Source organism: Xanthomonas sp. JL1 (assembly GCF_038405005.1).
The window spans coordinates 1-12,947 of sequence record NZ_JBBYGR010000053.1 but is presented as its reverse complement, the minus strand read 5'-3'; the positions used below and the strand labels follow the sequence as shown (position 1 = coordinate 12,947).

The following is a 12,947-nucleotide window of genomic DNA, read 5'->3' as shown; positions in this document are numbered from 1 at the left end:
TCGCTGCGGGGTTCTGCATGAAGCTGCTTTTCGGATCCCGTGCCCCGGGACCGGAAAGAATCAGAACGCGAACGTCACGCCTGCCACCGGCCCCTTGAACTCCTGCTTCAGGCCGATCAGGCCATCGCTGCTGCTCTTGTCGACGTCCAGCTTGAACCAGTCGTAGCCGGCAAAAATGCCGAAGTTCTTGGTGAAGCGGTATTCGGCAATCGCGTTGGCGCGGCTCAGGTCGCCGTCGTAGTGGCTGAAGTCGCCCCAGCTGGTGTTGAGGTACTGGCCCTGCACGTTGAACAGCCAGTGTTCGCTCGGACGCGCCGTAAAGCGGATACCGACGACCGGCGCAGCGCCGTCGTCGCTTTCGTCCACGACATTGCCGGTGAACATGCTCCCCAGGTCGGCATACGCATTGGCTTGGACCTTGGCGTACTCGGCACCGATCTGCAGGCCCAGGCTGAATTCCGGCGAGTCGACCACCGAGTAGTCGTACAGAAAGGTCGCAACCTGATACTTCAGCTCGCCCTTGATGAAGCTGCCCGACGGCACGGTGACGCCACCGGCGCTCAGATCCTGGGTCAGGGTCTCGCGGCGATCCTTGTCGTACTTGAAGTAGTCGAAGATCAGGCGCTGACGGGTGCTGATACGGAACACGCCATCCACGCGCGGCTCCCATTCCTTGCCGCCCAGCTTGAAGTCTTCGTTGACCGACACATCGTTGCCAGCCAGCAACGTGTTGCCGCGGATGGTGTTGTCGTTGTCGACATTCATCGCGCCCAGACGAATCTGGAAGCGGTCATCGGTGTCTTCGGCATGCGCGGGCGCGGCATACGCGGCAGCCAGGACGCACGGAATGGCCAGTGCGAGCAGGTGTTTCATGGGGGGCTCCGAATTCTTAAGAATGGTCAGGCAGTTCGGCCTGCGCCGCGCATGTTCGATAAGACGGCGTCTCTCAAAAGTGAAAGAACTGTCCAGTCACCGTGAAAGCAGTCATAGCAATCGGACAAAACGGTCCGCTTTGCGGCGCTCTCATCCTTTAGTCGAGTCGCATGCCCTCGCAGGCGCCAACGCCAACGTCATGCAGAGTCGGCCAAGCGGCGTATCGATTGGAGGACCGCCAATGGGAAGGTCGTGGGATGCACAAAATGCTTACAAAAAGCAGGAGCCCCGGTCTCCCAGGGCTCCTAGACGCGGCCTGCGGCGATACCTTTCGACGAGGATGTGCAGGCGCCGCCAGTTCTGACCATCGGTTTGTGGCAAAGTTCCCACCCTTCGTGGCAGCAACCACGTGGTGCATCGCAGCAACCGATGACCTCTGCCGGTTGTCTCGCAATTTGTCCCATTGCTATACTTTCGCGGCTCGACGAGGCGCAACTGCGCTTCCCACTCATTCACACGTAAGGTAACCGTAGTGCTGAACTCCGTTGACGCGGGTCGGCGGTTGATGCTGCGCGCTGCGGTATATCCGCTTGCCGCCGTAGCTATAACCAGTCTGGGGTTGCTGTTGGTCGGTCCCGGTTACTCTGCAGGTCTGGCATTGACCGGATTTGCAACGGTGCTGGGCGGTTGGGTTGCGGCACGTACCGCGCTAGGTGGCGGTATCCAGACAGCCGGCATCGCCATGGTGCGGCTGATTCTGGCGATGGTGCTGAAGTGGGTGTTGGTTTTCGTGGCGCTGGCGCTCGGCTTCGGCCTGTGGCGGCTGCCTCCTCTGGCTTTGTTGGCAGGTATCGCCATCGGGCTGATTTTTCAGGTTCTGGCTCTGGCCAGACGCTGATTCGAACTTAAAGGGCTCCGGACACATGGCGGGCGAGGCAGCAACACCTACCTCCTATATCCAGCATCACTTGCACAACCTGATCCTTCCGGTTCGCGATGGTGGCGGCACGTTTTGGACCATCCACCTCGACACCCTGATCATGGCGGTGTTGATGGGGTTGGTCATGGTCCTGGCGTTCTGGACGGCGACCCGGAATGCCACCTCCGGCGTACCAGGCAAGTGGCAGGCGTTCGTGGAAATCTGCCTGGAGTTCGTCGACCGCCAGGCCAAGGACACCTATCACGGCAGCAGCAAGCTGGTGACGCCGATCGCGATCACCATCTTCTTCTGGATCCTGTTGATGAACCTCATCAAGATGATCCCGGCCGATTTCATCGCCATCCCGCTGAGCTGGGTCGGCGTGCACGCCTGGAAGCCGGTGCCCACTGCCGACGTCAATGCCACCTTGGGCATGTCGATCAGCGTGTTCTTCCTGATGATCGTGTTCTCGCTGCGCTCCAAGGGCGTGGGCGGCATGACCAAGGAATTCCTCACGGCGCCGTTCGGCAAATGGATGATGCCGTTCAACCTGCTTTTGAACATCGTCGAGTGGCTGAGCAAGCCGATTTCGTTGGCGATGCGACTGTTCGGCAACATGTTCGGCGGCGAGATCGTCTTCCTGCTGATCTGGGTGCTGGGCGGTGCGGGCATCGCCGGCATGGTCGCTGGCGGCGTATTCGGCCTTGGCTGGATGCTGTTCCACCTGCTGGTGATTCCGCTGCAGGCCTTCATTTTCATGATGCTGTCGATCGTGTATCTGAGCCTGGCCGAAGACAGCCACTGAGTTTGCGTCACCCTTCATCTGCTTCATTCCGCTTCATCCATCACCCTTAGAAACTTTCGTTCGGAGATCACCATGAACCTCGCCGTCCTGACCAACCTCGCTCAAGTCCAGAGCTCCACCGTCCTCGCCGTCGGCATCATGATCGGCCTGGCCGCGCTGGGTGCCGGCCTCGGTCTGGCCATCATGGCTGGCAAGTTCCTGGAATCGGCTGCGCGCCAGCCGGAACTGATCCCGGTGCTGCAGGTGCGTATGTTCATCACCGCAGGCCTGATCGACGCGGCGTTCATCATCAGCGTCGCTGTCGGCCTGCTGTTCGCCTTCGCCAACCCGCTGGCCCAGGTGTTCATCGAGCGTCTGTCGCAGGCTGCCGGCTGATCCAGCGGTAGCAGGATGTGGATGCAGCCCTCAGCGGTTGCATCCGCGGATGAAGGTCGGAAAGTGCCGCCCGTGCGGTGGCGCTTTCACCCCTAAACAGCGATTGAGCGACCCATGGATATCACCCTTACCATCTTTGCCCAGGCGCTGGCCTTCGCCGGTCTGATCTGGATCGTCGCGACCAAAATCTGGCCGCCGCTGCTGCAGGCGATCGAAGAGCGTCAGCAAAAGATCGCTGAAGGTCTGGCTGCGGCCGATCGGAGTCAGAAGGATCTGGCGCAGGCACAGGAAAAGGTCAATGAAGTACTGAAGGACGCCCGCACCAAGGCCAACGAAATCATCGATCAGGCCCATGCGCGCGCCAACCAGATCATCGAAGCGGCCAAGCTGGAGGCAATTGCCGAAGCCAACCGTCAGAAAGAACTGGCGCAGACCGAAATCGACGCATCCGCCACGCGTGCCCGCGAGGAGCTGCGCAAGCAGGTCTCGGTGCTGGCCGTCAGCGGTGCAGAAAAGCTGCTCAAGCGCGAAATCGACGCCAACGCCCACAAGGCGCTGCTCGACGAGCTGGCGGCGGAGATTTAAGCGATGAGTCAGGCCCTCACCCTTGCCCGTCCCTACGGCCGTGCCGCGTTTGCGATCGCGCGTGAGGGCGGCACATTCGCGCCCTGGTCCGATGCGCTGGCGTTTTCGGCGCAGGTGGCCGGCGACCCGCGCGTGGCCGCATTGCTGCTCAACCCGGCCCTGGGCCAGGAACAGGCAGTGACGCTGCTGGCGCCGCCGCAGGCGGGCGAGGACTATCTGCGTTTCCTCGGCGTGCTTGCCGATGCGCAGCGGCTGTCGCTGCTGCCGGAAGTGGCAGGCTTGTACGAACACCTGCGTGCCGAGGCCGAACATGTCGTCAAGGCGACGGTGACCTCGGCCGCTGCCATGAGCCAGACCGAACTGGACACGATCGCTGCTGCTCTGAAGAAGCGCTTCGGCCGCGACGTGGATATCACCACCGCAGTCGATGCGTCGCTGATCGGCGGCGCGGTGATCGACACCGGCGACGTGGTCATCGACGGCTCGCTGAAGGGCAAGCTTGCGCGTCTGCAAAGCTCGCTCGCCCACTGAATTCACATAAACGCACGGCCCCCGCGGCCGGCACCTAGGACTGAACGATGGCAACCACGCTCAACCCCTCCGAAATCAGCGACCTGATCAAGACCCGCATCGAAGCGGTCAAGCTGTCCGCAGAGTCGCGCAACGAAGGCTCCGTGACCAGCGTGTCCGACGGCATCGTGCGCATCTTCGGCCTGGCCGACGTGATGCAGGGCGAAATGATCGAACTGCCGAACAACACCTTCGCGCTGGCACTGAACCTGGAGCGCGATTCGGTCGGCGCCGTGGTGCTGGGCGATTACGAAAACCTGCGCGAAGGCGACGTGGCCAAGACCACCGGCCGCATCCTGGAAGTGCCGGTGGGTCCGGAACTGCTGGGTCGCGTGGTCAACGCACTGGGCGAGCCGATCGACGGCAAGGGTCCGCTGGGCGCCACCCAGACCGCACCGGTGGAGCGCGTTGCGCCCGGCGTGATCTGGCGTAAGTCGGTCGACCAGCCGGTGCAGACCGGTTACAAGTCGGTCGATGCGATGATCCCGATCGGCCGTGGCCAGCGTGAGTTGGTCATCGGCGACCGTCAGACCGGCAAGACCGCGTTGGCGATCGATGCGGTGATCAACCAGAAGGGCACCGGTATCAAGTGCGTGTACGTGGCGATCGGTCAGAAGGCCTCGACCGTTGCCAACATCGTGCGCAAGCTGGAAGAAAACGGCGCGCTGGCGCACACCGTGGTGGTGGCTGCGACCGCGTCCGAATCGGCCGCGATGCAGTACATCAGTCCGTACGCCGGTTGCACCATGGGCGAATACTTCATGGACCGCGGCGAAGACGCGCTGATCGTGTACGACGATCTGTCCAAGCAGGCTGTGGCCTACCGCCAGATCTCGCTGCTGCTCAAGCGTCCGCCGGGTCGCGAAGCCTATCCGGGCGACGTGTTCTATCTGCACTCCCGCCTGCTGGAGCGTGCAGCGCGCGTGTCCGAGGACTACGTGGAGAAGTTCACCAACGGTGCGGTGACCGGCAAGACCGGTTCGCTGACCGCGCTGCCGATCATCGAAACGCAGGCCGGCGATGTGTCCGCGTTCGTGCCGACCAACGTGATCTCGATCACCGACGGCCAGATATTCCTGGAAACCGACCTGTTCAACGCCGGTATCCGCCCGGCCGTGAACGCCGGTATTTCGGTGTCGCGCGTCGGTGGTGCAGCCCAGACCAAGATCATCAAGAAGCTGTCCGGCGGCATCCGTATCTCGCTGGCGCAGTACCGCGAGCTGGCGGCGTTCGCGCAGTTCGCCTCGGACCTGGACGAAGCCACCCGCAAGCAGCTCGAGCGCGGTCAGCGCGTCACCGAACTGATGAAGCAGAAGCAGTACGCGCCGATGTCCATCGCCAACCAGGCGCTGTCGATCTACGCCGTCAACGAGGGTTACCTCGACGACGTGCCGGTCAACAAGCTGCTGGCGTTCGAAGAAGGCCTGCACGCGCACTTCGCCAACACCCAGGGCGAACTGGTCTCCAAGATCAACAGCACCGGCGGTTGGGACAACGACATCGAAGCCAGCTTCAAGAAGGGCATCCAAGAGTTCAAGACCACGGGCACCTGGTAAGGGCGCCGGGATTCGGGATTGGGCATTCGGAATTTGCAGAAGCGGTGGTTCGGGGCGTTGGCTGATGCCCAGCCCCGCTTCTGTTTCCCAGACGTTAGGCATCCGGGGTTCTCGGAAGCGGTGAGGTAGGGAGGCGTTAGCCAATCCCGAATCCCGATTCCCGAATCCCACTAAGCGAGCGAAGCGAGCGAGTATGGCAGGCGGACGCGAAATCAAAACCAAGATCAAGAGCGTGCAGAACACCCGCAAGGTGACGCGCGCGCTCGAAATGGTCTCGGCCTCCAAGATCCGCAAGGCGCAGGAGCGCATGAAGACCTCGCGTCCGTATGCGCAGGCGATGAAGCAGGTGATCGGCCATCTGGCGCAGGCCAGCACCGATTTCCAGCACCCGTTCCTGATCGAGCGTGAGCAGGTCAAGCGGGTCGGCTACATCGTGATCTCTTCCGACCGCGGCCTGGCCGGCGGTTTGAACAACAACCTGTTCCGCAAGATGCTGGGCGAAGTGCGCCCCTGGCAGGGCACAGGCGCTGAGATCGACGTGGTGACCATCGGCCAGAAGGCGTCGGCGTTCTTCCGTCGCATCAAGGTCAACATGGTCGGTAGCGTGACCCACCTGGGCGATAGCCCGCAGGTCGAACAGCTGATCGGTGTGATCAAGGTGATGATCGATGCCTTCATCGAAGGCAAGGTCGACCGCGTGTATCTGGTCTACAACCGCTTCGTGAACACGATGACGCAGAAGGCCAGCTTCGATCAGCTGCTGCCGCTGCCTGCCGCCGAGCACAAGGTGGCGCACCACGATTGGGATTACCTGTACGAACCCGATGCCGCCAGCGTGCTGGAGCACGTGATGACGCGTTACATCGAGTCGCTGGTGTACCAGGCCGTGCTGGAAAACGTGGCGTCCGAACATGCCGCGCGCATGGTGGCGATGAAGGCCGCCAGCGACAACGCCAACAAGATGATCGGCACCTTGCAACTGGTCTACAACAAGGCACGTCAGGCGGCGATTACCCAGGAGATTTCGGAAATCGTCAGCGGCGCGGCCGCCGTATAAGTACCGCCGGGATTGGGGATTCGGGATTGGTTGGAGCGCAGCGAATTGCGCCCTTGCGAATCCCCACTCACGAATCCCAAATCACAAAATTCCACGAGATGGCATCGGCCACTCGGACAGAACAAAGCTAACCGGAGCAGCAAAATGAGTCAGGGCAAGATCGTTCAGATCATCGGCGCGGTCGTCGACGTCGAATTCCCGCGCAATGAAGTGCCGAAGGTGTATCACGCGCTGAAGGTCGAAGGCACCGAAATCACCCTGGAAGTGCAGCAGCAGCTCGGCGACGGCGTCGTGCGCACGATTGCGCTCGGCTCCACCGACGGCTTGAAGCGCAACCTGCTGGCCACCAACACCGAGCGCGCCATCTCGGTGCCGGTCGGTGCCGGTACGCTGGGCCGCATCATGGACGTGCTGGGTCGTCCGATCGACGAAGCCGGCGACGTGCAGGCGTCGGACCATTGGGAAATCCATCGCGGCGCACCGTCGTACGAAGACCAGTCCTCCAGCACCGAATTGCTGGAAACCGGCATCAAGGTCATCGACCTGATGTGCCCGTTCGCCAAGGGCGGCAAGGTCGGCCTGTTCGGCGGCGCCGGCGTCGGCAAGACCGTCAACATGATGGAACTGATCAACAACATCGCCAAGGCGCACAGCGGCTTGTCCGTGTTCGCCGGCGTGGGCGAGCGTACCCGCGAGGGCAACGACTTCTACCACGAGATGAAGGACTCCAACGTTCTGGACAAGGTCGCGATGGTGTACGGCCAGATGAACGAGCCGCCGGGCAACCGTCTGCGCGTTGCGCTGACCGGCCTGACCATGGCCGAGTACTTCCGCGACGAGAAGGACGCCAACGGCAAGGGCAAGGACGTGCTGCTGTTCGTGGACAACATTTACCGCTACACGCTGGCCGGTACCGAAGTGTCCGCGCTGCTCGGCCGTATGCCGTCGGCCGTGGGTTACCAGCCCACTCTGGCCGAAGAAATGGGCGTGCTGCAGGAACGCATCACCTCGACCAAGAGCGGTTCGATCACCTCGATCCAGGCGGTGTACGTGCCTGCGGACGACCTGACCGACCCGTCGCCGGCGACCACCTTCGCCCACTTGGACTCGACCGTCACGCTGAGCCGTAACATCGCTTCGCTGGGTATCTACCCGGCTGTGGATCCGCTGGACTCCACCAGCCGCCAGATGGACCCGCTGGTGATCGGTCACGAGCATTACGACACCGCCCAGCGCGTCCAGCAGACCTTACAGAAGTACAAGGAACTGAAGGACATCATCGCCATCCTGGGCATGGACGAGCTGAGCGAAGAAGACAAGCAGTCGGTGTCGCGCGCACGCAAGATCGAGCGCTTCTTCAGCCAGCCCTTCCACGTGGCCGAAGTGTTCACCGGCTCCCCGGGCAAGTACGTCTCGCTGAAGGACACCATCCGCGGCTTCAAGGCGATCTGCGACGGCGAATACGACCACCTACCGGAGCAGGCGTTCTACATGGTCGGCAGCATCGAAGAAGCCGTCGAGAAAGCCAACAAGATGAGCGCCAAGGCGTAAGAGCCGGAATTTGGCATTGGGGATTTGGGATTAGGTACGGCGGTAATTGGGGAGCGGAAACGAGGTAAGTGACCACAGTGAAAGCTGCGGTTGCGAATCCCGAATCCCGAATCCCCAATCCCCGCCTCACAGAGTGAGGCAGCATGAGCACTATCCGTTGCGACATCGTCAGCGCCGAGAAGGAAATCTTCCACGGTGAGGCGACGCTGGTCGTGGCCACCGGCGAGCTGGGCGAGTTGGGTATTGCGCCCAAGCACGCGCCGCTGATCACGCGCCTGAAGCCGGGCAAGGTGGTGGTGATCACCGCCAATGGCGAACATCTGGATTTCGCTATTTCCGGCGGCATCCTGGAAGTGCAGCCGCAGGTGGTGACCATCCTGGTCGACACCGCGGTGCGTGCGCAGGACATCGAAGAGGCGGCCGTGCGCAAGGTCAAGGAAGAGGCCGAGCGGCTGCTGGCCAACCGTGGCAACACGGTGGACGTGGCCGAGGCGCAGCGTCGGCTGACCGAGGCCACGGTGCAATTGCAGGCACTGGAGCGCTTGCGTCGCAACCTCAAGCACTAAGCGGTTGCATGCCGGCCCGATGGGTGGGCATGCATTGCCAGCAGCTGCAAGTTCATCTGCAGAAGAGAACGTCGGAAACGCCGACCATCGTGTCGGCGTTTTCGTTTTTGGAGATGCGTCTGCGGGTCCGCGAATCGACCGTGGCCTGTGGTAGGCACACTGCGTGCCTTGGCGCAGCGCTGCCCGGCAGTGGTGCATGGCAAAGTGATCCAGGTACGTTGAGGAACCTGTATGGCCCGCTCGATCGATGGCATTCGCGCTTACATAGTGACCGGCCTGTTGGCCGCCGGACTACTGCTGGGGTGCGCATTGCCGGCGCGCAGCCAGCCGCCGCTGGATCTGTTGATGGACCGCATCGTGCAGCGCAATGCCATCGGCGATGCAGTGGCGCTGAGCAAGTGGGACAGCGGCAAGCCGGTGCTGGATCAGGCGCGCGAGGCGGCGGTGTTGCAAAGGGTGCGCGATCAGGCGCCAGCGCACGGGCTAGATGCCGACGACGCGGCGCGCTTCTTTGGCCAGCAAATCGAAGCCAACAAGTCGGTGCAGTACGCGCTGTTGAACCGTTGGCACGAGCGCGGACGTGCGCCGGACACCGCACGTCCGGATCTCGCCGCGCTGCGCACACGCCTGGATCAACTGCAGGGCGAACTGCTCGATGCGCTGGCCGATGTGGCATCAGCGCGCAGCGCGCCCGACTGCCCCGCCAGCACGGCGCGTGCGGCATCGCATTACGCAAAGCAGTGGCAGCTGGATGCACTGCATCATGCAGCACTGGTGCGCGGCCTGGGCGATTTTTGCCACTGATCCAGCGCGGTCGAACCGGTCTGCGATGCGCCACTCGCCGTCGTGCTGTTCAGAGCGGCTGACAAAACGGATAAGCGCTCTCCCAGTGGTGCGTTCGCTGGTGTTGTCGGCCGCATCTTGGTGAATGCAGTCAGACGTCCGCATCAAATGCTGGGTGTGTCGAAGGCGCGGTGTCCTCACCGCTCGCGGGACACACCGTAAAACCGTCCTTGGGGGCTCGATGGCGGTATCCATGCCGCCAATCGTCCCGCAATCAGCGAGGACACCACATACAAAGTTGCCGGCTGCTTGACTGAAAGCCATGTACACCGGCCAACTCGACTGGCACTTGCCCGCCTACCGGCACAGGACCTTGCGCGGTATGGATGCCGCGTCAGAGCTTACAAAGACGGACTTGCGACCGATCAGCACGTGAGACGATGCAGTTACTCCGCTGCGGCATATCTGCGCGCAAGCGGTGCTCCACTCGGCGTCATGTCGCCAGACAGCCGAACAACCGCTGGCTGTGTGCGCATGCCCCGATCAGCGGTACACCACATGCCGGCCCAGGAAGAACGACACGATCGCCAAGCCGCCTTCGACCAGCGGTTTTGCCAGCCACGCCTGGCGTAGGCCGAGCAGATCCACCGTAGTCGAGAGCAGCCAGGTGCTGATCACGGTGAGCAACAGCCACATCAGCGCGAAGCGGCGGAAGCGTTGCCAACCCAGCCGCGCATTGCCCTGCTGGGCGAAGGTGTAGCGGCCATTGAGCCAGAAGCCGAGCATGGCGCCGCCGATGCGCCCCAGCAGATTGGCTGGCACCGCGGGCATGCCTGCGGCGGTGGCGGCAATGAAAATGCTGCAATCCACCGCCAGCTGCAGGGCGCCGATCATCATGAACTGGCTGCCTTGGCGGAACAGACTCATGCGTGCTGCAGCGAGGAAAGGGGCGCCTATCCTAGCGGCAGTGAGGCGCAAACGCCGTTATCGCAGACCAACACTGCATCCGGGCAACGACGCGACGGGGTGCAGCGACTAGAATTTAGCCATCTATATGCCTGGAATGTCTTGATGACTCTGCCCCTGCACGTTGTGATCCTGGCCGCGGGCGAGGGCAAGCGCATGCGCTCGTCCCTGCCCAAAGTCCTGCAGCCGCTGGCGGGCCAGCCGATGCTGGCGCACGTGATCGCCACCGCGCGGCAGCTGCAGCCGGCGGCGATCCATATCGTGTACGGGCACGGCAGCGATCAGGTGCAGGCCGCCTTTGCCGATCAAAGCGATCTGCAGTGGGCCGCGCAGCGCGAGCAGCTGGGCACCGGACATGCCGTGCAGCAAGCGATGCCTGCGATTCCCGACGCGGCGAGGGTGCTCGTGTTGTACGGCGATGTGCCGCTGATCCGCAGCGAAAGCCTGTTGCAGTTGCTGCATGCACCGGGCCGCATGGCGGTGTTGGTGGCCGAACTGGCCGATCCCACCGGCTATGGACGCATTCTGCGCGATGCGGAAGGCAAGGTGGCCGCCATCGTCGAGCAGAAGGACGCCAACGACGAACAGCGCCGCATCCGCACCATCAATACCGGCATCCTCACCGCCGAATCCACCGCACTGCGCCGCTGGTTGGGTGGCTTGTCCAACGACAATGCGCAGGGCGAGTTTTATCTCACCGATGTGTTCGCCAGCGCCGCTGCCGATTTCACACCGGCCGACATGGTGCATGTGGCCGACCCGCAGGACGTGGAGGGTGCCAACGACCCGTGGCAACTCGCCCAGCTCGAACGCGCCTGGCAGCTACGCACTGCGCGCGCGCTGTGCCTGCAGGGCGTGCGCATGGCCGACCCGGCGCGTGTGGAGCAGCGTGGCAGCGTGCAGGTGGGTCGCGATGTGCAGCTGGATATCGATGTGATCCTGGAAGGCGAGGTGACGCTGGGCGATGACGTGGTGATCGGCCCGTTCGTGCGGCTGCGCGATGTCACGCTCGGTGCCGGCACGCAGGTGCGTGCGCACAGCGACCTGGAAGGCGTGATTACCGAAGGCGCGGTGCAGATCGGCCCGTTCGCGCGGCTGCGCCCGGGCACCGTGTTGGCCGATGGCGTGCATATCGGCAATTTCGTGGAGACCAAGAAGGTCACCATGGGCGTCGACAGCAAGGCCAACCATCTGACCTACTTGGGCGATGCGGTGATCGGCAGCAAGGTCAACATCGGTGCCGGCACCATCACCTGCAACTACGACGGAGTGAACAAGTCGCAGACCACCATCGGCGATGGCGCGTTTGTCGGCTCCAACAGCGCGTTGGTGGCGCCGATCGAAATTGGCGCCAACTCCACCATCGGTGCCGGGTCGGTGGTCACGCGCGATGCACCGGCGGGCCAGCTCACGGTGACGCGTGCGCGGCAGACCGTGATCGAAGGCTGGGAACGGCCGACCAAGAAATAGGCTGCACGCTGCATCGCAGAGAACAGCGCCGCTCTGGCGCTGATGGCGCTTGGCGGCGCGACCCATCCAAGCGCGCGACAGTTCCGCCGTTCTCGGCGCGTCGAGGCGGCTGGCGTGCCCTGTGTGGCTCAGCCGCCGGTGCAGCGCCGCAACGCATCGAACGTGTAGGAGCGCACCTGGGCGCGACAGGCATTCCCGCGGTAACGCCGATCGCACCCCGGGGCGCTGCGACGACGTGCGCGACGCGCGTCCGCTACCGGCGGTCTGATGCAGCGCCTGGGTTGCATGGATCCCAAGCGTTATTCCGTCCTGAGCGCCTTGCTGCTTTCACGCCGCCAACGGCAACAGCAAGGTCACGCACAATCCGCCGTGTTCGCGGTTGTGCAGCCAGATGCGGCCGCCATGCGCTTCGGCAATTTCGCGGGTAAGTGCGAGGCCAAGGCCGGTGCCATTGCGCTTGGTCGAATAGAACGGCATCAGTGCGTTATCTAGGGCCTGTTAACATTAATGTCTCGAGCGATTAAACTATTGGGCATGGAGATCACGCCAGCACAATTTGCACTCATCGAGCATTGCCTACCTTTGCAACGCGGCAATGTCAGCATGACCAACCTGCAGGTAGTCAACGCCCTTCTTTACGTCGCAGAGCATGGCTGCAAATGGCGCGGTCTGTCCGAGCGCTTTGGCAACTGGCATACGGTGTACACGTGCATTAACCGTCCTGATTAGCACGCACTTTCAGCGGTGAACATGGTGACATCACGCAGGGCCCGCTCGGACCACGGCTTGCTGGCGGCTGCTGCGGCCAGCAAGCTGGGCACCAGCCGGGTCAGATCGAAACGGCGGTTGAACCGCCACATCGTCTCTGCCA

General features: G+C 62.9%; 13 protein-coding genes and 3 pseudogenes. 12 read left to right on the top strand and 4 right to left on the bottom strand.

The features are described 5' to 3' along the window. Positions 1 to 60 precede the first annotated feature (60 nt). A complete protein-coding gene (locus WJW29_RS12485; RefSeq protein WP_011257617.1) occupies positions 61 to 873 on the bottom strand; it encodes a hypothetical protein in 813 nt (270 codons plus the stop codon). A 532-nt stretch (positions 874 to 1,405) separates the two neighbouring features. Here WJW29_RS12485 and WJW29_RS12480 point away from each other — a divergent pair. The 10 genes from WJW29_RS12480 to WJW29_RS12435 all read left to right on the top strand — a co-directional run bounded on the left by WJW29_RS12480 (position 1,406) and on the right by WJW29_RS12435 (position 9,661). After that, positions 1,406 to 1,771, top strand: coding sequence for a hypothetical protein (locus WJW29_RS12480; protein ID WP_011407576.1), 366 nt, complete (start codon positions 1,406 to 1,408; stop codon positions 1,769 to 1,771). Positions 1,772 to 1,796: 25 nt separating this feature from the next. Beyond that, complete coding sequence (atpB, locus tag WJW29_RS12475) at positions 1,797 to 2,597, top strand: F0F1 ATP synthase subunit A (protein WP_011257619.1); 801 nt, start codon at positions 1,797 to 1,799, stop codon at positions 2,595 to 2,597. Between the two features lie 72 nt (positions 2,598 to 2,669). Beyond that, positions 2,670 to 2,972: a F0F1 ATP synthase subunit C gene (atpE, locus tag WJW29_RS12470; RefSeq protein WP_011257620.1), complete on the top strand. Its 303-nt coding sequence runs from the start codon at positions 2,670 to 2,672 to the stop codon at positions 2,970 to 2,972. A 114-nt stretch (positions 2,973 to 3,086) separates the two neighbouring features. After that, entirely contained in the window at positions 3,087 to 3,557 is a 471-nt protein-coding gene (locus WJW29_RS12465; RefSeq protein WP_011257621.1) for a F0F1 ATP synthase subunit B, read from the top strand. 3 nt (positions 3,558 to 3,560) lie between these two features. Then, positions 3,561 to 4,088, top strand: a complete 528-nt coding sequence (locus WJW29_RS12460) for a F0F1 ATP synthase subunit delta (RefSeq protein WP_011257622.1) — start codon at positions 3,561 to 3,563, stop codon at positions 4,086 to 4,088. 47 nt (positions 4,089 to 4,135) lie between these two features. Continuing rightward, positions 4,136 to 5,683 (top strand): F0F1 ATP synthase subunit alpha, encoded by a 1,548-nt coding sequence (gene atpA, locus WJW29_RS12455; protein WP_011257623.1) that lies wholly within the window; start codon positions 4,136 to 4,138, stop codon positions 5,681 to 5,683. 193 nt (positions 5,684 to 5,876) lie between these two features. Beyond that, positions 5,877 to 6,740 carry a F0F1 ATP synthase subunit gamma gene (gene atpG / locus WJW29_RS12450; protein ID WP_011257624.1) on the top strand — a complete coding sequence of 288 codons (864 nt, stop codon included), beginning with the start codon at positions 5,877 to 5,879 and terminating at the stop codon, positions 6,738 to 6,740. Positions 6,741 to 6,884: 144 nt separating this feature from the next. Beyond that, on the top strand, positions 6,885 to 8,291 hold the full coding sequence (gene atpD / locus WJW29_RS12445) for a F0F1 ATP synthase subunit beta (RefSeq protein WP_011257625.1): 1,407 nt from the start codon (positions 6,885 to 6,887) through the stop codon (positions 8,289 to 8,291). Between the two features lie 143 nt (positions 8,292 to 8,434). Then, the gene (locus WJW29_RS12440; protein ID WP_011257626.1) at positions 8,435 to 8,857 is read left to right on the top strand and encodes a F0F1 ATP synthase subunit epsilon; all 423 of its coding nucleotides are present in this window, start codon (positions 8,435 to 8,437) and stop codon (positions 8,855 to 8,857) included. Between the two features lie 231 nt (positions 8,858 to 9,088). Further along, a complete protein-coding gene (locus WJW29_RS12435) occupies positions 9,089 to 9,661 on the top strand; it encodes a chorismate mutase (RefSeq protein ID WP_011257627.1) in 573 nt (190 codons plus the stop codon). A 522-nt stretch (positions 9,662 to 10,183) separates the two neighbouring features. Here WJW29_RS12435 and WJW29_RS12430 read toward each other — a convergent pair. Continuing rightward, positions 10,184 to 10,567, bottom strand: coding sequence for a GtrA family protein (locus WJW29_RS12430; RefSeq protein WP_011257628.1), 384 nt, complete (start codon positions 10,565 to 10,567; stop codon positions 10,184 to 10,186). Positions 10,568 to 10,711: 144 nt separating this feature from the next. On the opposite strand from WJW29_RS12430, the gene glmU reads away from it, so the two are divergent. Next, positions 10,712 to 12,076, top strand: coding sequence for a bifunctional UDP-N-acetylglucosamine diphosphorylase/glucosamine-1-phosphate N-acetyltransferase GlmU (gene glmU, locus WJW29_RS12425; protein WP_027703258.1), 1,365 nt, complete (start codon positions 10,712 to 10,714; stop codon positions 12,074 to 12,076). Positions 12,077 to 12,403: 327 nt separating this feature from the next. Here glmU and WJW29_RS12420 read toward each other — a convergent pair. Then, a pseudogene (locus WJW29_RS12420) lies at positions 12,404 to 12,562 on the bottom strand (ATP-binding protein); the annotation flags it as partial. A 48-nt stretch (positions 12,563 to 12,610) separates the two neighbouring features. On the opposite strand from WJW29_RS12420, the pseudogene WJW29_RS12415 reads away from it, so the two are divergent. Continuing rightward, positions 12,611 to 12,784 (top strand): annotated as a pseudogene (locus WJW29_RS12415) (transposase); the annotation flags it as partial. Between the two features lie 17 nt (positions 12,785 to 12,801). Here WJW29_RS12415 and WJW29_RS12410 read toward each other — a convergent pair. After that, positions 12,802 to 12,947, bottom strand: a pseudogene (locus WJW29_RS12410) (IS1595 family transposase); the annotation flags it as partial.